This is a genomic window from Microbacterium sp. GXS0129, assembly GCF_044769785.1.
Lineage (GTDB): Bacteria > Actinomycetota > Actinomycetes > Actinomycetales > Microbacteriaceae > Microbacterium > Microbacterium nymphoidis.
This window is the reverse complement of the sequence record NZ_JBIZVZ010000002.1, coordinates 337,086-359,468: the sequence shown is the minus strand read 5'-3', so window position 1 is coordinate 359,468 and position 22,383 is coordinate 337,086. Positions and strand designations below refer to the sequence as shown.

General features: G+C 69.1%; 21 protein-coding genes. 20 read left to right on the top strand and 1 reads right to left on the bottom strand.

Going from position 1 to position 22,383, the window contains the following annotated elements; translation table 11 throughout:
• Positions 1-88: 88 nt before the first annotated feature.
• Positions 89-1,513, bottom strand: a complete 1,425-nt coding sequence (gene thrC, locus ACIQJ5_RS08100; RefSeq protein WP_402842704.1) for a threonine synthase — start codon at positions 1,511-1,513, stop codon at positions 89-91.
• 160 nt (positions 1,514-1,673) lie between these two features.
• On the opposite strand from thrC, the gene ACIQJ5_RS08095 reads away from it, so the two are divergent.
• From ACIQJ5_RS08095 to ACIQJ5_RS08000, 20 genes are all read left to right on the top strand, one after another.
• Positions 1,674-3,269, top strand: coding sequence for a Rieske 2Fe-2S domain-containing protein (locus ACIQJ5_RS08095; RefSeq protein ID WP_231090204.1), 1,596 nt, complete (start codon positions 1,674-1,676; stop codon positions 3,267-3,269).
• Positions 3,270-3,372: 103 nt separating this feature from the next.
• Positions 3,373-3,903 carry a bifunctional pyr operon transcriptional regulator/uracil phosphoribosyltransferase PyrR gene (gene pyrR / locus ACIQJ5_RS08090; RefSeq protein WP_231090203.1) on the top strand — a complete coding sequence of 177 codons (531 nt, stop codon included), beginning with the start codon at positions 3,373-3,375 and terminating at the stop codon, positions 3,901-3,903.
• Entirely contained in the window at positions 3,900-4,868 is a 969-nt protein-coding gene (locus ACIQJ5_RS08085) for an aspartate carbamoyltransferase catalytic subunit (protein ID WP_402842699.1), read from the top strand. Before pyrR ends, ACIQJ5_RS08085 begins: the two co-directional genes overlap by 4 nt.
• The gene (locus tag ACIQJ5_RS08080; RefSeq protein WP_402842696.1) at positions 4,865-6,166 is read left to right on the top strand and encodes a dihydroorotase; all 1,302 of its coding nucleotides are present in this window, start codon (positions 4,865-4,867) and stop codon (positions 6,164-6,166) included. Before ACIQJ5_RS08085 ends, ACIQJ5_RS08080 begins: the two co-directional genes overlap by 4 nt.
• Complete coding sequence (locus ACIQJ5_RS08075) at positions 6,163-6,669, top strand: hypothetical protein (RefSeq protein ID WP_231090200.1); 507 nt, start codon at positions 6,163-6,165, stop codon at positions 6,667-6,669. The genes ACIQJ5_RS08080 and ACIQJ5_RS08075 overlap by 4 nt, the downstream gene beginning before the upstream one ends.
• On the top strand, positions 6,666-7,820 hold the full coding sequence (carA, locus tag ACIQJ5_RS08070) for a glutamine-hydrolyzing carbamoyl-phosphate synthase small subunit (RefSeq protein WP_402842693.1): 1,155 nt from the start codon (positions 6,666-6,668) through the stop codon (positions 7,818-7,820). Before ACIQJ5_RS08075 ends, carA begins: the two co-directional genes overlap by 4 nt.
• Positions 7,820-11,116: a carbamoyl-phosphate synthase large subunit gene (gene carB, locus ACIQJ5_RS08065; RefSeq protein WP_402842690.1), complete on the top strand. Its 3,297-nt coding sequence runs from the start codon at positions 7,820-7,822 to the stop codon at positions 11,114-11,116. Before carA ends, carB begins: the two co-directional genes overlap by 1 nt.
• Complete coding sequence (gene pyrF / locus ACIQJ5_RS08060; RefSeq protein WP_231090197.1) at positions 11,113-11,964, top strand: orotidine-5'-phosphate decarboxylase; 852 nt, start codon at positions 11,113-11,115, stop codon at positions 11,962-11,964. The genes carB and pyrF overlap by 4 nt, the downstream gene beginning before the upstream one ends.
• A complete protein-coding gene (gene gmk, locus ACIQJ5_RS08055) occupies positions 11,957-12,865 on the top strand; it encodes a guanylate kinase (protein WP_402842687.1) in 909 nt (302 codons plus the stop codon). The genes pyrF and gmk overlap by 8 nt, the downstream gene beginning before the upstream one ends.
• Before the next feature lie 58 nt (positions 12,866-12,923).
• Entirely contained in the window at positions 12,924-13,178 is a 255-nt protein-coding gene (gene rpoZ, locus ACIQJ5_RS08050; protein WP_231090195.1) for a DNA-directed RNA polymerase subunit omega, read from the top strand.
• 89 nt (positions 13,179-13,267) lie between these two features.
• Positions 13,268-14,461 carry a methionine adenosyltransferase gene (gene metK / locus ACIQJ5_RS08045; protein WP_231090194.1) on the top strand — a complete coding sequence of 398 codons (1,194 nt, stop codon included), beginning with the start codon at positions 13,268-13,270 and terminating at the stop codon, positions 14,459-14,461.
• Between the two features lie 11 nt (positions 14,462-14,472).
• Entirely contained in the window at positions 14,473-16,479 is a 2,007-nt protein-coding gene (locus tag ACIQJ5_RS08040; RefSeq protein ID WP_402842682.1) for a primosomal protein N', read from the top strand.
• 8 nt (positions 16,480-16,487) lie between these two features.
• Positions 16,488-17,447, top strand: a complete 960-nt coding sequence (locus tag ACIQJ5_RS08035) for a methionyl-tRNA formyltransferase (protein ID WP_402842679.1) — start codon at positions 16,488-16,490, stop codon at positions 17,445-17,447.
• Positions 17,444-18,820 (top strand): RsmB/NOP family class I SAM-dependent RNA methyltransferase, encoded by a 1,377-nt coding sequence (locus ACIQJ5_RS08030; protein ID WP_402842677.1) that lies wholly within the window; start codon positions 17,444-17,446, stop codon positions 18,818-18,820. Before ACIQJ5_RS08035 ends, ACIQJ5_RS08030 begins: the two co-directional genes overlap by 4 nt.
• A 20-nt stretch (positions 18,821-18,840) precedes the next feature.
• A complete protein-coding gene (gene rpe / locus ACIQJ5_RS08025) occupies positions 18,841-19,518 on the top strand; it encodes a ribulose-phosphate 3-epimerase (RefSeq protein ID WP_402842676.1) in 678 nt (225 codons plus the stop codon).
• A gap of 9 nt (positions 19,519-19,527) precedes the next feature.
• Positions 19,528-19,791 (top strand): phosphoribosyl-ATP diphosphatase, encoded by a 264-nt coding sequence (locus ACIQJ5_RS08020; protein ID WP_231090190.1) that lies wholly within the window; start codon positions 19,528-19,530, stop codon positions 19,789-19,791.
• Between the two features lie 23 nt (positions 19,792-19,814).
• Positions 19,815-20,654, top strand: a complete 840-nt coding sequence (hisG, locus tag ACIQJ5_RS08015; protein ID WP_231090189.1) for an ATP phosphoribosyltransferase — start codon at positions 19,815-19,817, stop codon at positions 20,652-20,654.
• Positions 20,654-21,415, top strand: a complete 762-nt coding sequence (gene hisF / locus ACIQJ5_RS08010) for an imidazole glycerol phosphate synthase subunit HisF (RefSeq protein ID WP_231090188.1) — start codon at positions 20,654-20,656, stop codon at positions 21,413-21,415. The genes hisG and hisF overlap by 1 nt, the downstream gene beginning before the upstream one ends.
• Positions 21,412-21,759, top strand: coding sequence for a phosphoribosyl-AMP cyclohydrolase (gene hisI, locus ACIQJ5_RS08005; protein WP_231090187.1), 348 nt, complete (start codon positions 21,412-21,414; stop codon positions 21,757-21,759). The genes hisF and hisI overlap by 4 nt, the downstream gene beginning before the upstream one ends.
• Positions 21,756-22,340 (top strand): Trp biosynthesis-associated membrane protein, encoded by a 585-nt coding sequence (locus ACIQJ5_RS08000; RefSeq protein ID WP_402842671.1) that lies wholly within the window; start codon positions 21,756-21,758, stop codon positions 22,338-22,340. Before hisI ends, ACIQJ5_RS08000 begins: the two co-directional genes overlap by 4 nt.
• Positions 22,341-22,383 lie beyond the last annotated feature (43 nt).

The following is a 22,383-nucleotide window of genomic DNA, read 5'->3' as shown; positions in this document are numbered from 1 at the left end:
TGCGATCGGCTCCTGCTGTCGCGGCGTTCCCCTCATCCGGCGCGCGGGGGTTCTCGCCGAGAGCATCGGCGATCGTCGCCGCGCGGGGTCAGCGGACGGCGTGGGCCTGGATGAACTCCCGGAGTGCCTGCTCGTCATTGGCCATGCGGACCACGCGTTGCGGGGCGTCCATGAGCTCGCGCACGGCGGCGGGCGGCTCCGGCGTCTCGCCGAGGGCTTCGGCGATGGTCTCCGGGAACTTGCGCGGCTTGGCGGTCTCCAGCACGAGCATCGGCACGCCGTCCTCGACGAAGTCGGCCGCGACTCCGGCACCGTCCGCCGTGTGGGGATCGATGACGACGCCGCTGCGCTGGAACACCTCGCGGATCACGCGGATGCGGTCCTCGTGGGTGGAGGTGCCCGAGGCGAAGCCGAACTCCGCGCCCAGGCGCGGCTGCTCGGTCGTCAGATCGAACGAGCCGGTCTCGGCCAGCGTGCGCCACGCGCCCGCCGTGCGCTGGGCGTCGCGGCCCAGGAGATCGAAGACGAAGCGCTCCAGGTTGGACGCCTTGGACACATCCATCGAGGGGCTGGACGTCGCCAGCGTCTCTGCGGACGTGCGCGGGCGGTATACGCCGGTGCGGAAGAAGTCATCCAGCACGTTGTTCTCGTTGGAGGCCAGCACGAGGCGTCGCACGGGAACACCCAGCAGCTTGGCGTAGTAGCCCGAGAGGATGTTGCCGAAGTTCCCCGACGGCACCGCGAACGACACCTCGAACGTCGCCCGTTCCTCGGCCGGCACGGCATCGGTTGTGCGCAGCCAGGCCCACACGTAGTAGACGATCTGTGCGGAGATCCGCCCGAAGTTGATCGAGTTGACCGCGCCCAGGTGCTGCGCGTCCTTGAACGCCAGGTCCTCGGAGAGAGTCTTCACCAGGTGCTGGCAGTCATCGAAGACGCCCTCGACCGCGACATTGTGCACGTTCTCGTCCTGCAAGGAGTACATCTGCGCGCGCTGGAACGCGCTCATGCGCCCCTGCGGCGAAAGCATGAAGATGCCGATGCGGTCGCGTCCCCGGAATGCGTACTCGGCGGCCGAGCCGGTGTCGCCGGAGGTCGCACCCAGGATGTTGAGGATGTCCTGGTTCTTCGCGAGGGCGTACTCCATCGCCTCCCCGAGGAACTGCATCGCCATGTCCTTAAAGGCCAGGGTGGGCCCCTCAGAGAGGCCGACGAGGGTCATCCCACCACCGATGTCCGTGAGCGGGACGATGTCGTCGGCCTCGAACTTCGACCCCTCATACGCCGCGCCCGTCAGGCGGGCGAGGTCCTCGCGGGGAATGTCCGTGGCGAAGAGCCCGATGACCTCGGTGGCCAGCTCCGGATACGACAGCGCCCGCCAGGACTCGAAGGTCGCGGCGGGGACGGCGGGCACCTCCGCAGGGACGGCGAGTCCGCCATCGGGGGCGAGGCCGGCGACGAGGACGTCGGTGTACTGTCCGAGAGCGGTGCCACGGGTGGAGATGTACTGCACGGGATTCCTTCGACGGAGCGGGCGGAGGTCGTGCCCTCCAGCCTAGAGGGCGCGGGATGCGCCGGTCGGCCACGTGACGCGTGCATTTCTCACGGCGGGCCACAGGTGCGCCCAAGCGGGCGCCACGTAGAATCGACGGGTTCCAATGAGAAGGAGAGCCATGCGGATCACGGGACTCGGCCACGCCGGCATGTTCATCGAGACCACCGGGGGAAACGTCCTCTGCGACCCCTGGGTGAAGCCGGCGTTCTTCGGATCCTGGTTCCCCTTCCCGGACAACCGTGGCCTCGACTGGGAGCGCTTCGGCCGTGAGGCCGACTTCCTCTACGTCTCGCACCGTCACCGTGACCACTTCGATCCGTGGCTGCTGGAGACCTATGTCCGCAAGGACATCGAGGTGCTGCTCCCTGACTACCCGACGGACGATCTGGAACAGGATCTGCGCAAGCTCGGGTACCACAACATCACCTACACGCAGGCGGGCGAGGTGCTCGAGCGCGGTCCGCTGAAGATCATGGTGACGCCGCTGCGCGCGCCGAGCGACGGCCCCATCGGCGACTCATCGCTGTCGCTGGACGACGGCACCGCGTCGGTGCTGAACCAGAACGACTCGCACCCGCTGGACCTGGAGGCACTGCTCTCCTTCGGCAAGCCGGACGCCTACTTCACGCAGTTCTCCGGCGCCATCTGGTGGCCGATGGTCTACGACCTTCCGCTGGACGCCAAGCAGAACTTCGCCCACCTCAAGCGGGAAGCGCAGCACAAGCGCGCGATGTTCTACATCGAGAAGGTCGACGCGCCGCACGTGTTCCCGATGGCCGGCCCGCCGATGTTCCTGCGGGACGACGTGTTCGATTCGAACGGTCTCGGCCGAAACGACTCGGTCGGCATCTTCACCGATCAGGTCGAGTTCATCGCCCGGATGAAGGAGGAGGCACCGAAGTACGACGGTCACGTCTTCATCCCCGGCACGGTCGTCACGATCGTCGATGGTGAGGTCTCCGTCGAGCAGACGTTCTACACCCAGGACGAGATCGACCGCATGTTCGCCGACAAGTGGGGCTACCTGGAGGAGCAGCGCGCGTCGCGCCAGCAGGAGATCCGCGACGAGGAGGCCTCGCGTGCGGCCGTCCTCGAGCCTGCGGTGATGCTCGAGAAGCTCAAGGAGTGGTGGGAGCCGCTGCTTCGTCGCGCCCGGATCATGCGAAACGGCGTGGGCGGACCGGTCCGCTACACGATCGGCGAACTGGACATGGTCGTGGACTTCCCGAAGGCGAAACTGCGCGAGTATGCGGGGGAGGAGTGCAACTTCTGGTTCCGCATCCCCGCCGATCTCGTCTCCACGAACATCGCCGACGGTGAGATCGACTGGTCCAACTCGATCTTCCTGTCGATGCAGTTCCAGACGGCGCGCATCGGCAAGTTCAACGAGTTCATCTACACCTTCATGAAGTGCCTCTCGCGCGATCGCATCGAGTACACGGAGAACTGGTACGCCGAGCAGTCCGACCAGACCGAGGACGCGCAGATCGGCGACTGGGTGGTGCAGCGCCGCTGCCCGCATCTGCGCGCCGATCTCACCAAGACCGGCAAGATCGATGAGGACGGTGTGCTCACCTGCTCCCTGCACGACTGGAAGTGGGACCTCAACACCGGGAAGTGCATCACCTCGTTCGGTCACCCGATCCGTGCGTCGAAGGCGGGGGACGACCTCACCCTGGCGGCGACGGCACCCGCCGACCTCAGCGAGGCCTGACACCCGCGGCCACCGGTTCGGCGACGCCGGGCACCGGCGGTAGACTCGTCTCAGTCGAAAGCAACCTTTAACCCCGTCCCGTGAGGCGGAGAAGGGAGCGGCCATGGGCACTCGAACTGTGCTCCACGAAGCCGACATCACGCGGGCACTGACCCGTATCTCGCACGAGGTGATCGAGTCGCATCGCGGCGTCGATGGCATCGTCCTTCTGGGAATCCCCACGCGCGGCGTCACGCTGGCGAAGCGGATGTCCGTGATCATGAGCGACATCGCCGGCGTCCCCGTGCCGGTCGGATCGCTCGATGTCACGCTGTTCCGCGATGACCTCGCCCGTCAGCCCACGCGCTCGCCCGGCCCCACGGAGATCCCCTCCGGTGGCATCGACGGCCGCACGGTGGTGCTCGTCGACGACGTGCTGTTCTCGGGGCGCTCCATTCGCGCCGCCCTCGATGCACTGCAGTCGATCGGGCGTCCCTCCGCGGTGCGACTGGCGATCCTGGTGGATCGCGGGCACCGTGAGCTGCCGATCCGTCCGGACTTCGTGGGCAAGAACCTGCCCAGCGCCCGCGAGGAGCGCGTGCACGTCCGGCTCGCGGAGATCGATGGCGTGGACGAGGTGACGATCGAGTCATGAGGCACCTTCTCGACACGCAGTCCCTCTCCCGCGAAGACGCCCTCCGCATCCTCGACGTCGCCGAGGACATGTCCGATACGCAGTCGCGCGAGATCAAGAAGCTTCCGACGCTGCGCGGGAAGACGGTGGTGAACCTCTTCTTCGAGGACTCCACGCGCACCCGCATCTCGTTCGAGGCGGCGGCCAAGCGGCTGAGCGCCGACGTCATCAACTTCGCCGCAAAGGGGTCGTCGGTCTCCAAGGGCGAGAGCCTGCAGGACACCGCTCAGACCCTGCAGGCCATCGGTGCGGACGCCGTCGTGGTCCGCCACGGTGCCTCGGGTGCGCCCCGCACGCTCGCCACCAGCGGATGGATCTCTGCCGGCGTGGTCAACGCGGGTGACGGCACCCACGAGCACCCGACGCAGGCGCTGCTGGACGCGTTCACCATCCGCAAGCGCACGTTCGGCGCGGACAGCCGGGGGAGGGATCTCGCCGGAATCCGCGTCACCGTCGTCGGCGACGTCCTGCACTCCCGTGTCGCCCGATCCAATGTCTGGCTGTTGCACACGCTCGGCGCGGAGGTGACCCTGGTCGCCCCGCCCACCCTGCTTCCGCAGAACGTGTCGATGTGGCCGGTGACCGTGGAGTACGACCTGGACCGGGCGATCGCCGCCGCGCCCGCCGCGCTGATGATGCTGCGCATCCAGTCCGAGCGCATGCATGCCGCATATTTCCCCAACGAGCGCGAGTACTCCCGACGCTGGGGACTGGATCCGGAACGTCTGGCCCAGCTTCCCGGGGCTACGATGGTGATGCACCCCGGCCCCATGAATCGCGGCCTGGAGATCTCCGCCGCGGCGGCCGATTCACCCCGATCGACCGTCCTCGAGCAGGTCGCGAACGGCGTCGCCGTGCGCATGGCCGTGCTCTACCTGCTGCTCGCTGGAGAACGCCCCGGCGACGAACGAGAGGACCTTTCATGAACGACGGCCTGCTCATCGTCGGAGCCTCCCTGGAGGGCGGAGACCGCACGGACATCCTGGTTGCGGACGGACGCATCGCCGAGGTCGGTACGGGACTCAGCTCTGCCGGTGCCCGGCGCATCGACGCCGACGGTCTGGTCGCACTTCCTGGTCTCGTCGACCTGCACACCCACCTCCGCGAGCCCGGCTACGAAGCGTCCGAGACGATCCTCACCGGTACCCGCGCCGCCGCGGCCGGTGGCTTCACGGCGGTCTTCGCAATGCCGAACACCTCGCCGGTAGCCGATACCGCCGGTGTGGTCGAGCAGGAGCTCGCCCTGGGCGAGGCCGCCGGATACGCCACGGTGCAGCCGATCGGCGCCGTCACGTTGGGCCAGAAGGGCGAGCGGCTCGCCGAGCTCGGCGCGATGGCCGAGTCCCGCGCCCAGGTCCGCGTCTTCAGCGACGACGGCTTCTGCGTGTTCGATCCGCTCATCATGCGTCGTGCTCTCGAGTACGTGAAGGCGTTCGACGGTGTGATCGCGCAGCACGCGCAGGATCCGCGCCTCACGGAGGGCGCCCAGATGAACGAGGGCGTCGTCTCCGCCGAGCTTGGTCTCGCCGGCTGGCCCGCGGTGGCGGAGGAGTCCATCATCGCTCGGGACGTGCTGCTGGCGGAGCACGTGGGCTCGCGCCTGCACGTCTGCCACCTGTCCACGGCGGGTTCCGTGGACATCATCCGCTGGGCGAAGAAGCGGGGCATCAACGTCACCGCCGAGGTCACGCCGCACCACCTCCTCCTCACCGACGACCTGGTGCGCGGCTACGACGCTCGGTACAAGGTGAACCCGCCGCTGCGCCGGGAGGAGGACGTCCTCGCGGTGCGCGAGGGTCTGGCCGACGGCACGATCGACATCGTCGCCACCGACCACGCTCCGCACCCCGCCGAGAACAAGTCCTGTGAATGGGCGGCCGCGGCCAACGGCATGGTGGGTCTGGAGAGCGCGCTGCGTGTCGTCCACCTCGCCATGGTGGAGACCGGCCTGCTCGGCTGGGACGACGTCGCGCGCGTGATGAGCCGTACGCCCGCCCGCATCGGACGCCTCACCGGGCACGGCACCCCGCTCGTTGCGGGGGAGCCGGCGGAACTGGTGCTGTACGATCCGAGCGCCGGCGGCACCTTCACCACCGAGGATCTGCGCGGTCGCGGCGTCAACTCGCCCTACCTGGGACGTGAGCTGCCGGGAAGCGTGCGGTGGACCATCCACCAAGGCGCAGCCACGGTGGCCGACGGTGTGCTGCGGGAGGTCGGGGCATGAGCCGCGAAGGCGCCCTCCTGGTCATGATCGCCGTGGCCGTGCTGCTCATCGGCCTGATGCTCTGGGGCTGGCGACGACGAACGCGGCGAGACGCCGCCCTCGTCGCCCCGGTCACAGCGATCGCGGGTACCGAGCGGTATCAGGCATCGGGACTGTATGTCGCGACCACGGCACACGACGACGCCCTGAACCGTCTCGCGATCAAGCACCTGGCCTACCGCGCTCGCGCCACGGTCACGGTGCTCGACGAAGGTGTGCGACTCGCACTCACGGGTGAGCCCACCGTCTCCATCCCGCGCAGCGCGCTGGTGTCCGTCGGGACTGCCACGGTCACGATCGACAAGGTCGTGGAGCGCGACGGACTGGTGCGCCTGGTCTGGCTCATCGCCCCCGGTCAGCCGGTGGACTCCTACGTCCGCCTGCAGCAGACCTCTCCCCAAGAACTCATCGCCGCGATCGACTCCCTGATCCCGGCTCCCGCATCGACTGGAACAGAAGCATGACCCTGCTCTCCCTCGACCCGGCCGTCCTCGTTCTCGAAGACGGCACCCGCCACGCCGGCAACGCCTACGGCGCGCGCGGCACGACCCTCGGCGAAGTGGTCTTCACCACCGGCATGACCGGATATCAGGAGACGATCACCGACCCCTCCTACGCGGGACAGATCGTCCTGCAGACCGCCCCGCACATCGGCAACACCGGAATGAACGGCGAGGACGACGAGTCCCGCCGCATCTGGGTGTCGGGGTACGTGGTGCGAGACGCCTCCCGCGTGGTGTCGAACTGGCGTGCCACCGGCTCGCTGGACGACTCGCTCGAACGCGACGGCATCGTCGGCATCTCCGGCATCGACACGCGCGCCGTGACGCGCCACATCCGCTCCGCGGGTTCCATGCGCGGTGGCATCTTCTCCGGAGAGGCAGCCGCTCTCGACCCGCAGGAGCAGCTGCGCATCGTCCGCGAGGCCCCCGAGATGGCGGGGCAGAACCTCTCCGCCGAGGTCTCGGTGACCGCGCCGACTGTCGTCCCCGCCACGGGGGAGCGCCTCGGGAACCTGGCCGTGCTCGACCTCGGTGTCAAGCAGGCCACGCTCGACAACCTCGCCGCGCGCGGCTTCGACGTCCACGTCCTGCCGCAGGCGAGCACGTTCGCCGACATCCAGGCGATCGACCCGGTCGCGGTGTTCTACTCGAACGGTCCCGGTGACCCTTCCGCTTCGGACGCCCAGGTGGCCGTGCTGCGCGAGGTTCTGGACGCGCGCCTGCCCTACTTCGGGATCTGCTTCGGCAACCAGTTGTTCGGCCGCGCGCTCGGCCTCGGCACGTACAAGCTCACCTTCGGCCACCGCGGCATCAACCAGCCGGTGCTCGACAAGGCCACCGGCCGCGTCGAGATCACCGCGCACAACCACGGCTTCGCGGTCGACGCCCCCGTCGAGGGGACGTTTGAGAGCCCCAACGGTTACGGACAGGTCGAGGTGAGCCACGTCGGGCTTAACGACCAGGTCGTCGAAGGCCTGCGCGCCATCGACATCCCCGCCTTCTCGGTGCAGTACCACCCCGAGGCCGCAGCCGGCCCCCACGACGCCAACTACCTGTTCGACCGCTTCCGCGACCTGGTCATCGCGCACCTGACGAAGAAGGACTCCGAGTAATGCCGAAGCGCGAAGACATCAATTCCGTCCTGGTCATCGGATCGGGACCCATCGTCATCGGCCAGGCGGCCGAGTTCGACTACTCCGGGACCCAGGCGTGCCGTGTGCTGCGCGAGGAGGGCGTGCGCGTCATCCTCGTCAACTCCAACCCGGCCACGATCATGACGGACCCCGATTTCGCCGACGCGACCTACATCGAGCCGATCACCCCTGAGGTCATCGAGTCGATCATCGCCAAGGAGAAGCCGGACGCCATCCTGCCGACGCTCGGCGGTCAGACCGCGCTGAACGCCGCGATGACCCTGGACCGTCTCGGGATCCTGGAGAAGTACGGCGTGGAGCTGATCGGCGCCAAGGTCGAGGCGATCCAGAAGGGCGAGGACCGCCAGGTCTTCAAGGAGCTGGTGATCGAGGCTGGTGCCGACGTCGCCGCTTCGGTGATCTGCCACTCCATGGACGATCTGCTGGCCGGCGCCGAGAAGCTCGGCTACCCCCTGGTCGTGCGCCCCTCCTTCACGATGGGTGGTCTCGGCTCCGGATTCGCCTACAACGAGGAGGACCTGCGCCTGATCGGCGGTGCGGGCCTGCATGACTCGCCCACCAACGAGGTGCTGCTGGAGGAGTCCATCCTCGGCTGGAAGGAGTACGAGCTCGAGCTCATGCGCGACACCGCGGACAACACCGTGGTGATCTGCTCCATCGAGAACGTCGACCCGGTCGGTGTGCACACCGGCGACTCGATCACGGTGGCCCCGGCGCTCACGCTGACCGACCGCGAGTACCAGAAGATGCGCGACATCGGCATCGACATCATCCGCGCCGTGGGCGTCGACACGGGCGGGTGCAACATCCAGTTCGCCGTCGACCCTGACAACGGCCGCATCATCGTCATCGAGATGAACCCCCGCGTGTCGCGTTCGTCCGCGCTGGCATCGAAGGCCACCGGCTTTCCGATCGCGAAGATCGCCGCCAAGCTCGCCATCGGCTACCGCCTGGATGAGATCCCCAACGACATCACGCAGGTCACGCCGGCGTCGTTCGAGCCCACCCTCGACTACGTCGTGGTCAAGGCCCCGCGTTTCGCGTTCGAGAAGTTCCCCGCGGCCGATGCCACCCTGTCCACGACCATGAAGTCGGTGGGCGAGGCGATGGCCATCGGACGCAACTTCACCACCGCACTGCAGAAGTCGCTGCGCTCGCTCGAGAAGCGCGGATCGGCGTTCCACTGGGGTGACGAGGATCGCTCCGTCGAGGAGCTGCTGGAGATCTCGAAGATCCCCACCGATGGTCGTATCGTCACGCTGCAGCAGGCGCTGCGCAAGGGCGCGACGCCGGAGCAGGCCTTCGAGGCTACGAAGATCGACCCGTGGTTCCTGGACCAGATCGTCCTCATCAACGAGGTGGCCGAGCACGTGGCCGGCGTCGCCGAGCTGGATGAGGCCTCGCTGCGCCTCGCGAAAGATCACGGGTTCTCCGACGTGCAGATCGCACAGCTGCGCGGCCTCACCGAGGCCGAGGTGCGTGAGCTCCGTCACTCCCTGGGTCTGCGCCCGGTCTACAAGACCGTCGACACCTGCGCCGGCGAGTTCCCCGCGCTCACGCCCTACCACTACTCGTCGTACGACACCGAGACCGAGGTCGCCGCCTCCGACCGCACCAAGGTCGTCATCATCGGCTCCGGACCGAACCGCATCGGTCAGGGGATCGAGTTCGACTACTCCTGCGTGCACGCCTCGTTCGCGCTGGCCGATGCCGGGTACGAGACCATCATGGTCAACTGCAACCCGGAGACGGTCTCCACCGACTACGACACCTCCGACCGGCTGTACTTCGAGCCGCTGACGCTGGAGGACGTGCTGGAGATCCTCGACGCCGAGTCCCAGTCGGGCACCATCCTCGGTGTGGTCTGCCAGCTCGGCGGCCAGACCCCGCTGGGTCTCGCGAAGGGCATCGAGGCGGCGGGCTACACCATCCTCGGCACCAGCCCCGCCGCCATCGACGCGGCGGAGGAGCGCGGTCTGTTCTCCGAGATCCTCGACGCGGCCGAGCTCGTGGCGCCGCGCCACGGCACCGCCATCGATGCCCCCGGCGCCGTGAAGATCGCGGAGGAGATCGGATACCCGGTGCTGGTGCGCCCGAGCTTCGTGCTGGGCGGCCGTGGCATGGAGATCGTCTACGACACCCCGAGCCTGCGCGACTACTTCGTCCGCAACGAGGGGCAGGTCGTGATCGGCGAGGGCTACCCACTGCTGGTGGACCGCTTCCTCGACGACGCCATCGAGCTCGATGTCGACGCGCTGTACGACGGCGAGGAGCTCTTCATCGGCGGTGTCATGGAGCACTTGGAGGAGGCCGGCATCCACTCCGGCGACTCGTCCTGCACGCTGCCTCCGATGTCGCTCGGCCGCTCGGACATCGACCGCGTCCGCGAGGCGACGCTGGGCATCGCCAAGGGAGTCGGCGTGCGCGGTCTGCTGAACGTCCAGTTCGCGATCTCCGCCGACGTGCTCTACGTGATCGAGGCCAACCCGCGCGCCAGCCGCACGGTTCCGTTCGTGTCCAAGGCGCTGGGCATCCCGCTGGCCAAGGCCGCCGCCCGGATCATGGCCGGGTCCTCGATCGCCGACCTCAAGGCGGAGGGCCTGCTGCCGGAGACCGACGGCTCCCGCGTTCCGCTGGACGCCCCGGTCTCGGTCAAGGAAGCCGTGCTGCCCTTCAAGCGGTTCCGCACCAAGGACGGCCACACCGTGGACTCCGTGCTCGGCCCGGAGATGCGCTCCACCGGTGAGGTGATGGGCATCGACCGCGACTTCCCGACCGCATTCGCGAAGAGCCAGGACGCTGCCTACGGCGGTATCCCGCGCACCGGAACCGTGTTCATCTCGGTTGCCGACTCGGACAAGCGTGCCGTGCTGCTTCCTGCGCACCGCCTCCAGCAGCTGGGCTACCGCCTGGTGGCGACGGAGGGCACCGCAGAGGTGCTCGCTCGCAACGGCATCGCGGTGGAGGTCGTGACGAAGTTCAGCGAGACGCAGGACGGCGGAGACAAGCGCGGCGAGCGCAACATCGTCGACCTGATCAACGCCGGTGAGATCGACATCGTCGTGAACACGCCGTCGGGGATCTCCGCCCGTGCCGACGGCTACGAGATCCGCGCTGCAGCGGTGGCGGCCGACAAGGCGCTGTTCACCACGATGGCCGTCCTCGGCGCCGCCGTCACCGCGCTGGACGCCATGGGCAAGCCCTTCGAAGTGCGCAGCCTGCAGGAGTACGCGAGCGACCGGGCGGCCCGGTGACCACGACGCAATCCTTCGGTTCCCGCGTCCGCGATGCCATCGCGACGCGGGGACCGCTGTGCGTGGGAATCGACCCGCATGACGCCCTCCTCGAACAGTGGGGACTGCCCGTCTCCGCCGCCGGGGTGCGGGAGTTCTCGCTCCGGGTGATCGAGGCGAGCGCGGGCGAGGTCGGCATCGTGAAGCCGCAGGTGTCGTTCTTCGAACGGTACGGGGCCGCCGGTTTCACCGTTCTGGAGGACGTGATCCGCCAGGCGCGCGCGGCCGGCCTGCTGGTCATCGCCGACGCGAAGCGCGGCGACATCGGCTCGACCACCGAGGGCTACGCGCAGGCGTGGCTCGCTCCGGGGGCGCCGCTGGAGAGCGACGCACTGACGGTGAGTCCCTATCTCGGCGTGGGCGCGCTGGAGCCCGCGTTCGCCGCCGCCGCGCAGTACGGCAAGGGGCTCTTCGTGCTGGCCGCCACCAGCAACCCGGAGGCGATCGCGCTGCAGAGCGCCTTCGACGCCGACGCCCGCACGGTGACCGAGCAGGTCATCGGCGAGGTATCCGAGCGCAACAGACGGACCACAGAGCCTGGGGGGTGGGGGAGCTTCGGCTTCGTCATCGGGGCGACGGTGGATCTGGCCGCGCGCGGCGTACCCGCGCATCTGGACCCGCCCGCGCCGATCCTGGCGCCCGGGTTCGGTGCGCAGGGTGCGCAGCTGCGCGACTTGGGGGACATCTTCGGCGCCCTGGCGCCGACTGTCATCGCGAGCGAAAGCCGCGGCATCCTGCGTGCCGGACCTGCCGGCCTGATCCCCGCGATCCGCACGCGCAACGAAGAACTGGAGATCGGTCGTGGCTGAAGGCCAGCGTCCCCCCGAGGTGGATCGAATCGCGGCATCGCAGAAGGCGGTGGCCGCACGTCGCGCGCGTGCGTCGCTGAAACGCGACCTGAGCACACGCGTCGTCTCGCCGCAGGAGGTGCTGCGTCGCGCCCTCGCGGATCCGGCCACGCCCTCCGGAACCATGCGTGTCACCGAGTTCCTGACGGCGATCCCGGCGATCGGCGTGGGAAAGCGCGACCGCATCCTCGACGAGCTCGGTATCTCGCCCGTCAAGCGCCTCGGCGGGCTGGGTGCTCGTCAGCAGCGCGAGCTGCAGGCGTGGCTGGACTGGCGGGTGCCGCAGGGGCGTGCCCGCCACGGGCGCAGCCGCCTGCTCGTCCTGGCCGGGCCCACGGCCGTGGGCAAGGGGACGGTGGCCGCAAAGATCCGGGAGGAGCACCCGGAGATCATGCTCTCCGTTTCGGCGACCACCCGCGCGCCGCGTCCGGGTGAGCAGGATGGTGTGCACTACTTCTTCGTCGACGACGCCGAGTTCGACCGGATGATCGCGGCGGGCGAACTGCTGGAGTGGGCAACGGTCCATAACAAGCACCGCTACGGTACTCCGCGTGGTCCCATCGAGAAGGCGCTGGCCGAGGGGCGCAGCGTGCTGCTCGAGATCGATCTGCAGGGGGCGCGCCAGGTGCGCGAGAACGACCCCAGCGCAACCCTGGTGTTCCTGCTGCCGCCGTCCTGGGACGAGCTGGTGAGCCGCCTGGTCGGTCGCGGCACCGAAGACGCCGAGGAACGCGCCCGGCGGCTGCGCACCGCGAAGACCGAGCTGGCCTTCCAGAACGAGTTCGACTTCCGTGTCGTCAACGAGGATGTCGCCACGGCGGCGCGCGAGGTCGTAGACTTGTACGAGGCACCGGTGCGCTGATATTTTCGCGCGCCCACCAACGCATTACGCATCCGTCGCCGCATCCAGGAGGTTTGCCATGGCCGGACACAACGGCGGGATCATCGATCCCCCCATCGACAACCTGCTCAACAAGGTCGACTCGAAGTACCAGCTCGTGATCTACGCGTCCAAGCGCGCGCGTCAGATCAACGACTACTACTCGGACCTGCAGGAGGGCAACCTCTTCGACAACGTCGGCCCCCTGGTCGACTCGTCGGTGGAGGACAAGCCGCTCACCATCGCCCTGCACGAGATCAACGAGGACAAGCTGCGCCTGCGCGCCGCTGAGTAAGTCCGCGTATTGCCCGCCGTCCCGGAATGTCCGTGACGGCGGGCATACTCGTTTTCCGACCCTTCCCGCCCCGACCGCTCGGAGTCACGATGACCGACCTTCGCCTGTTCACCTCGGAATCCGTCACGGAGGGCCACCCCGACAAGATCTGCGACCAGATCTCGGACGCCATTCTCGACGACCTGCTCCGACAGGACCCGGGAGCCAAGGTGGCTGTGGAGACGATGGTCACCACCGGTCTGGTGCACGTCGCCGGCGAGGTGCGCACCGACTCCTATTCGGACATCACCGGTATCGTGCGCGAGGTCATCACCGACATCGGCTACCGCTCCAGCGACACCGGCTTCGACGGAGACTCCTGCGGTGTGTCGATCTCCGTCGGCGAGCAGTCCAGCGACATCCACGCGGGCGTGTCCACGGCTCTGGAAGCGCGTGAGGGCTCGGGCGACCTGCGTGATGAGCAGGGCGCCGGCGACCAGGGCATCATGTTCGGCTTCGCCACGAACGAGACGGCGCAGCTCATGCCGGCGGCATCGTGGATCTCGCACCGGATGGCGGAGCGGCTGGCCGCGGTTCGTCACGAGGGCGAGCTCATCCCGTGGCTGCGCCCCGACGGGAAGACGCAGGTCACGCTCGGCTACGACGGCTTCACGCCGAAGACCGTGGAGGCGGTGGTGCTGTCCACGCAGCACGGACCCGAGATCTCCCAGGAGGCCCTGCGCGACCTCGTCAAGCAGCACGTGATCGACCCGGTGCTGGCGGAGTCCGGACTCGACATCTCCGACTACCAGCTGTACTTCAACCCGGCGGGACCGTTCGTCATCGGCGGCCCCAAGGGCGACGCCGGCCTGACCGGACGCAAGATCATCGTCGACACGTACGGCGGGGCCTCCCGTCACGGTGGCGGGGCGTTCAGCGGGAAGGACCCGTCGAAGGTCGACCGGTCGGCCGCCTATGCGATGCGGTGGGTGGCCAAGAACGCGGTGGCGGCCGGACTCGCGGAGCGCCTCGAGGTGCAGGTGGCATACGCGATCGGCAAGGCCGCTCCGGTGGGCCTGTACGTCGAGACGTTCGGCACGGGCGCCGTGGCCGATGAAGTCATCACGCGCGCCATCTCGCAGACGTTCGACCTGCGCCCTGCCGCCATCATCGAAGAGCTCGACCTGCTGCGTCCGATCTACCGCCGGACGGCCGCATACGGCCATTTCGGTCGCGAGCTGCCCGACTTCACCTGGGAGCGCACCGATCGGGTCGACGACCTGCGCCGCGCCGCCGGCCTCTGAGCGCAGCAGAGATGCCCCGGAGCGCTTCGCGCCCGATCGCCCGGGTGCTGATCGACTCGCCGCTTCCGCAACTGGATCGGCTCTTCGACTACGCCATTCCGGACGAGCTCGTGGAGGCTGCGCGCCCCGGCGTGCGGGTGCGCGTCCCGCTGCGCTCGATGGGCCGCGTCGTCGACGGGTTCATCGTCGAGCTGGATGTGGAGGAAGCTGCCGAGCGTGCGCTCTCGGACCTGGAGGAGGTCGTCTCCGACGCTGTCGTGATGCCGGCGCGGCTGTTCACGCTCGCGCGGCGCGTCGCGGATCGGGCCGCGGGCTCGGTGAGCGACATCCTGCGTCTGGTCGTGCCCAAGCGGCAGGTGCGCGTGGAGAAGGCGTGGCTGGCCCAGCGCGCGGCCGATCCCGGGGCGGACAGGGAGACGCCCTCGCTGTCCCCGGACGCCCGCACGCGGGCGACGCAGGCCCTGAGCGCGTTTCCCGGCCTGGCAGAAGCGTTGCGCGAGCGGCAGCGGATCGTCCTGGATGCCCCCGCCCGTCCTGAGACGGTGGCGGATGGCCAGTCCGTGCCCGCCGGCATGGTGCTCCTCGCCGCGGCCGCCGCGGAAGTCTGGGCCTCCGGGCGCAGCAGTGTGCTGGTGGTGCCGGACTATCGCGATCAGGACGCTCTCGAACTCGCGCTGGCGCAATTCGTCCCTCCCACGGTCGTGGTGCGAGTGGATGCTCGCCAGAGCGGTCCGGAGCGCTACCGTGCCTTCCTGAGAACGCTGGACGGCGCACCGTGCATCGTCGTCGGTAATCGTTCGGCGGTTTACGCGCCGGTGGATGCCGGACTCGTCACGGTGTGGGACGACGGTGACACTCTGCTCGACGAGCCCCTCGCTCCCTACGTCCACGCGCGGGATGCCGCTCTGGTACGCCAGGAGCTGTTCGGTCATGCCCTCCTGTTCGTGGCCCATTCCCGGTCGGCCGATACCGAACGGCTGGTGGGCCTCGGATACCTTCGCGAGATCGCCGCATCCCGGAGGTACGCGCCCCGCGTCGTCCTGTCATCCACGATCCCGGGGGAGCGGCCCGGTACACGAGTGCCGTCCACCGCTTTCCGCGCCGCTCGTGAGGCGCTGCAGCACGGGCCGGTGCTCGTCCAGGTCGCCCGTCCCGGGTACGCACCGGTGCTGGTGTGCGCGGAGTGCCGCACCGCTGCGCGGTGCACACACTGCTCCGGTCCGCTGTTCGCCGCGTCCCGTGGCGCCGCTCCGGTGTGCCGCTGGTGCGGTCGCACCGCGCACGGCTGGCGCTGTGGCAACTGCGACTCCGATCGCGTGCGGCTGGCCTCATCGGGGTCGGAGCGCACCGCGGACGATCTCGGCCGGGCCTTCGCCGACACCCGGGTCATCCTCGCCGACGGCGATCATCCCGTGGAGCGAGTGGATTCCCGTCCCGCACTCGTGGTGGCCACCCGTGGTGCCGAGCCGCGTGCGGACGGCGGGTATGCAGCCGTCCTGTTGCTGGACGGCGATCGTATGTTGATGGCCGATGATCTCCGTATCGCCGAGTCGTGTCTGCGATGGTGGTCGAACGCCGCCGCTCTCGCTGCTCCCGGCGCCCCGGTCCACCTCGTCGGGGTGACGGGGGCCGTCGCACGCGCTCTCGCCACCTGGACACAGCCTGCGTTCGCCCGCGCCGAGGTCGCCGAGCGCCTGCCCCTGCGCATGCCGCCCGCTTCGCGCGTCGCCGTGATCGAGGGGGACCCGTCCGCGGTGGACGACGCGCTGCGCGTCCTTCACGAGGACGTTCCGGCGCTGGCTCCCGATGCGGTGGTCGGACCCGTGCGCGTCGACGAGGACGACACGCCCCGTTCGCGTGCGCTGCTTCGCTTCGAGTACGGTGTCGGGACCGCCGTCGCCGCGTCCTTGCGTGCAAGCGTCGTTAGCGCAGCACTGCGCGGACGGCGAGGTCGCGCCCGCGCCATCCGTGCCACCACTCTCCGAGTGCGACTCGACGTCGCCGATCCCCAACTGTGAGGAGCGCCATGCGCATCGTCTTCGCCGGTACCCCTGAGGCGGCCGTGCCGTCCCTCCGTGCTCTCGCCGCCTCGGATCACGAGGTGGTCCTCGTCGTCACGCGCCCCGACGCGCCGCTCGGGCGCAAGCGCGTGCTCACCCCGTCGCCGGTCGCGGCGGCCGCCGATGAACTGGGGCTTCCAGTCCTGAAGGCGGCGCGTCTGGATGCGGAAGCCACGGCCGCGATCCTCGCGACCGAGGCCGACCTCGGCGTCATCGTCGCCTATGGCGCGCTGGTACGCGCGCCGCTGCTCACCGGGCTCGGGGCCGGGTGGGTGAACCTCCACTTCTCGCTTCTTCCGAAATGGCGGGGGGCCGCACCGGTGCAGCGCGCGCTCATCGCCGGGGACAGCGACCTGGGCTGGGCGGTGTTCCAGCTGGTCGCCGAGCTCGATGCGGGTGCGGTGTACCGGCAGGAGTCGTACACGCCGGAACCCGCGGCCACGGCCGCGGACGTGCTGGCTGCCCTCGCCGAGATCGGCGGAGCGGCTCTGCCGGACATCGTCACCCGGATCGGCGCCGGTGCGACACCGGTCGATCAGGTGGGTGAGCCCAGCTACGCCCACAAGCTCACATTGTCCGACGGCCTGCTGGATCCCGCCGCCGGCTCGGCTGCGGTTCTCGCCCGCTTCCGCGGTGTCACCCCCGAGCCCGGCGCCCACGTCCGCATCGAGGGCGCGACGCTCAAGATCTCTCAGCTGGCCATCGCCGACACCGACGCCGCGGTTCCTGCCGGCGTCATCCGGATGGAGGCGAAGCAGGTTCTGCTGGGAACCGCGGATCGGCCGGTCCGGCTGGTTCGCGTGCAGCCGGCGGGAAAGCAAGCCATGGCGGCAGGGGACTGGTGGCGAGGTCTCCGAGTCGACCAGCTCAGCATCGATCCGCTTCCCGCGGCGCCCGAACCTCCTACCGAAGGAATTACCCGATGACCCGCATCTCACCCGCACGACTGGTGGCGTACGACGTGCTGCGCGCCGTCTCGGGATCCGACGCCTACGCGAACCTGCTGCTTCCCACCGCGATCTCCCGCGCTGGGCTATCGGGATCAGACGCGGGCCTCGCCACGGAGCTGACCTACGGAACCCTGCGCCGGCAGGGGACCTATGACGCGGTGATCGAGATCGCCGCCGACCGTGCGATCGGTCGCATCAAGCCCGAGGTCCTGGATGCGCTCCGGCTCGCCGTGCATCAGCTCTTCGCCACGCGCGTGGCCAGCCACGCCGCCGTGAACGAGTCGGTCGAGCTGGCACGATCGGCCGGCGGAGTCAAAGCGGCCGGCTTCGCGAACGCCGTGCTGCGCCGCATCTCCGCGGAGAGCGCCGACACGTGGATCGCGCGCTTGGAGGAGCTGTCACGCAGCGACGACGAACGGCTCGCCGTCACCAGCTCGCACCCGGTGTGGATCCTGCGCGCGATGCGCCGTGCTCTCCAGGCAGAGGGGCGTGAGCAGGAGCTGCCCGATCTCCTCGACGCCGACAACGCCTCGCCAGCGGTGACCCTCTCCGCCCTTCCGGGACTGGCTGATGTCCCGGAGGACGCCGAGCAGACTCCGTATTCGCCGATCGGATTCCGTCACGCGGGCGGTGCGCCCGATCCGGTGGTGCGCGCCTCGGGTGGGCGACTGCGTGTGCAGGACGAGGGATCGCAGCTGGTCGCGCTCGCGCTGACCGGGCTCCCGGACATGCCGGGGGCGGGGGAGCGCTGGCTGGATCTCTGCGCCGGCCCTGGCGGGAAGACCGCCCTCCTCGCCGCGCGGGCCCGGGAGCTCGGGGCGTCTCTCGACGCGAACGAGATCACGCCGGCGCGCGCCGGACTGGTGCGCCAGGCGATCGCGGGTGTGCCGCTGGACGTGGCGGTGCACGAGCAGGATGGTCGCGACTTCGCCGCCGCGCATCCGCAGGTCTACGACCGCATCCTGGTCGACGCTCCGTGCACCGGGCTGGGCGCCCTGCGGCGGCGCCCCGAGGCTCGCTGGCGCAAGTCGCCCACGGATGTCGGCGATCTCGTCGGGCTTCAGACGGAGCTGCTCGACGGCGCGATCGGTGCGCTGAAACCCGGCGGCGTTGTCGCCTATGTGACGTGCTCGCCCCATCTGGCGGAGACGGCCGGCGTCGTCGCGGACGTGCGGCGCATCTGGGGTGACGGCGTGGAGGAGCTCGATGCGCGAGCGGCGCTGCAGCGGGTGTCGCGCGGCGTCCTCGACCTGCCCGTACCGTCCGATGGCTCGGGCCATGCGCAGCTGTGGCCGCACCGGCACGGCACCGACGGCATGTTCCTGGCCCTGCTCCGCCGACGTCCGTGACCGCTGGACATAATGGGAGGGTGACCGACGCGCGCATCAACCCCAGCATCCTGGCCGCCGACTTCGTCAACATGCAGGCAGAGCTCGCTCGCATCGCGACGGCGGACTTCGTGCACGTCGATGTCATGGACAACCATTTCGTCCCGAACCTCACCTTCGGCACGCAGATGGTGGAGCGCATCCAGGCGACCAGCCCGGTGCCGCTGGACGTACACCTGATGATCAGCGATGCCGATCGGTGGGCACCCGCCTATGCCGAACTGGGTGCGGCGAGCGTCACATTCCACGTGGAGGCTGCCAGTGCTCCGGTCACCCTGGCGCGGCGGCTGCGGTCCATCGGCTCGCGGGCGGGGGTGGCTGTCAAGCCGACCACCCCGGTCGAGCCTCTCTTCGACGTGCTGGACGAATTCGATCAGATCCTCGTGATGACCGTGGACCCGGGCTTCGGCGGACAGGCGTTCATGGCAGATCAGATGGGCAAACTCTCCCGGCTCGCGGACGAAGCGCGCCGCCGGGGTTCCGAGGTCTGGCTCCAGGTGGACGGCGGGATCTCGGCGTCCACCATCGAACAGGCCGCTGCCGCCGGCGCCGATACCTTCGTGGCGGGCTCCGCGGTGTTCGGCGCAGACGACCCCGAGAACGCGATCTCGGCCCTGCGCACCGCCGCGGGGCGTCACACGCACGCGCGCACCCGGTAGCCTGGGGGGGTGAAGAGTTTCGACGACCTGTTCGGTGAACTGACTGCGAAGGCCCAGGCGGGAGAGCCCGGTTCGCGCACGGTGGAGCTTCTGAACGGCGGCGTCCATACCATCGGCAAGAAGATCGTCGAGGAAGCAGCGGAGGCCTGGATGGCCGCCGAGTACGAGTCCGACGACGACACCGCGCTCGAGATCTCCCAGCTGCTGTATCACGCGCAGGTCCTGATGATCGCCAAGGGACTCACCCTGGCCGACGTCTACCGTCACCTCTGAACCACCTCCCCTGAAAGCGATCCATGCTTCGCATCGCCGTGCCCAACAAGGGCGCACTGTCCGAGACCGCATCCGCCATGCTCGCCGAGGCCGGGTACGCCGGTCGCCGCGACCCCAAGAGCCTCCACCTGATCGACCCGGACAACGAGGTCGAGTTCTTCTTCCTCCGTCCGCGCGATATCGCCACCTATGTCGGATCCGGCGCGCTGGATGTCGGCATCACGGGCCGCGACCTGCTGCTGGATTCCGGCAGCGAGGCCACCGAGATCCAGGAGCTGGGTTTCGCCCGCTCCACTTTCCGCTTTGCCGCTCGTCCCGGGCGCTTCACCACGCTGGAGGACCTGAACGGCGTGCGCATCGCCAGCGCCTACGCCGGACTGGTGCGCTCCTACCTCGCCGAGAAGGGGATCGACGTCACGGTCGTTCCGCTCGACGGTGCGGTCGAGTCGGCGGTCGAGCTCGGCGTGGCCGATGCCATTGCTGATGTCGTCGAGACCGGGACCACGCTCCGAGCAGCGGGGCTGGAGATCTTCGGCCCGGTGATGCTCGAATCCGAGGCCGTCCTGATCTCTTCGCCTGCCGGCGCCGAGGGCGTGGACACGCTGCTGCGGCGGCTTCGCGGTGTGATGATCGCGCGCCGCTACGTGCTGGTCGACTACGACCTGCCCGCGGGGCTCGTCGATGCGGCCGTCGCGATCGCGCCGGGACGCGAGTCCCCGACGATCTCCCCGCTCCAGGACCCCGCTTGGGTGGCCGTGCGCGTCATGGTGCCCCGAAAGGGCATGAACCTCGTGATGGACAAGCTCTACGCGATCGGCGCGCGCGCCATCCTGGTGAGCGCGATCGAGGCGGCGAGACTCTGATGACCGTCACCACTCGGGTCATTCCCTGTCTGGACGTCGCAGACGGCAAGGTGGTCAAGGGCGTCAACTTCGAGAACCTGCGGGAGATGGGTGACCCGGTTGAGCTGGCCGCGCGCTACTTCGAGCAGGGCGCGGACGAGATCACGTTTCTCGATGTGACCGCAACGGTCGACGAGCGCGCCACCACGTACGAGGTGGTTCGTCGCACGGCGGAACAGGTCTTCATCCCGCTCACCGTCGGTGGCGGCATCCGCTCCGCGGAGGACGTGGCTCGCCTGCAGGGCGTGGGCGCCGACAAGATCGGCGTCAACTCCGCCGCGATTGCACGACCGGAGCTGCTCAGCGAGATCGCGGACCGTTTCGGTTCGCAGGTGCTCGTGCTCTCGCTCGACGTCAAGCGCTCCGCATCGACCGCATCGGGCTTCGTCGTGACGACGCACGGTGGCCGCACGGAGACGACGCTGGACGCGCTCGCCTGGGCGCGCGAGGCCATCGAGCGCGGGGCGGGGGAGCTGCTCGTCAACTCCATCGACGCCGACGGCACCCGGGAGGGGTTCGACCTCGAACTGGTGCGCCTGATGCGCGAGCTGTCGTCGGTGCCGGTGATCGCCTCGGGCGGTGCGGGCGCCGTGGAGCACTTCGCGCCCGCCGTGCACGCGGGTGCGGACGCCCTGCTGGCGGCAAGCGTGTTCCACACCGGCGCGATGACCGTCGGAGAGGTGAAGGACGCGCTGCGCTCTGAGGGAGTGCTGGTTCGATGAGCGAGCTGTATCCCCAGGTCGCCTTCAACGCGGACGGCCTGGTGCCGGTGATCGTGCAGCAGTACGACACCCGCGAGGTGCTGATGCTCGCGTGGATGAACGAGACCTCACTCCAGCTCACGCTGAGCGAGGGGCGCGCGGTGTACTGGTCCCGGTCGCGGCAGGAGCTGTGGCGCAAGGGCGACACGTCCGGTCACACGCAGTCCGTGCACGCCGTCTCCTACGACTGCGACGGCGACACCTTGCTCATGCTCGTCGATCAGACCGGTGCCGCCTGCCACACCGGTTCACGCACCTGTTTCGACGACCGTTTCCTGCCGCTGAGCGCAGGGGAGTCGTCATGATCGAGCGTGCTCGCTCGCTCTCGGTGCTCGCCATCGTCCTGGGCGGTGGCCTGGGGCTCATCGCGGCGACGCAGACCTGGCTGAACGTCGTCGTCGACAATGGTGCGAATCAGGCGCTGGAGGTGACGGGGTCCGCGGCGCTGCCGCTCCTCACGCCGCTCAGCCTTGCCGCGATGGCGCTGGGGGTGGTGCTCTCCCTCGCCGGACGTATCCTGCGCTACGTCTTCGGCGTGATTGCCGTGATCATCGGCGCCGCCCTGCTGGTGCAGACGATTCCGCTCCTGACCGCTGTACCCCTGGCCGCCGTCGCTCCCGCTATCACGGCCGCAACGGGCATCTCGGGCGACGACGCCGTCTCGGCGCTCGTCGGCTCGGTCACGCTGACGACCTGGCCGATTGTGGCGCTCGTCGCCTGGGTCCTGCTCGTCGTGTCGGGCGTGTTCGTGCTTCTGACCGGTTCCCGCTGGAGGACCGGGAGCTCTCGCTATCGCAGCGGTGCTCCGCAGCACCACGCAGAGGGGCCGCTGGATGCCGTGGACAGCTGGGACGAGCTCAGCCGCGGCGACGACCCCACCTCGTGATCCTCCGCCCCGCGCCGGATTCCAGTTCGCCGGGGCGGACTCG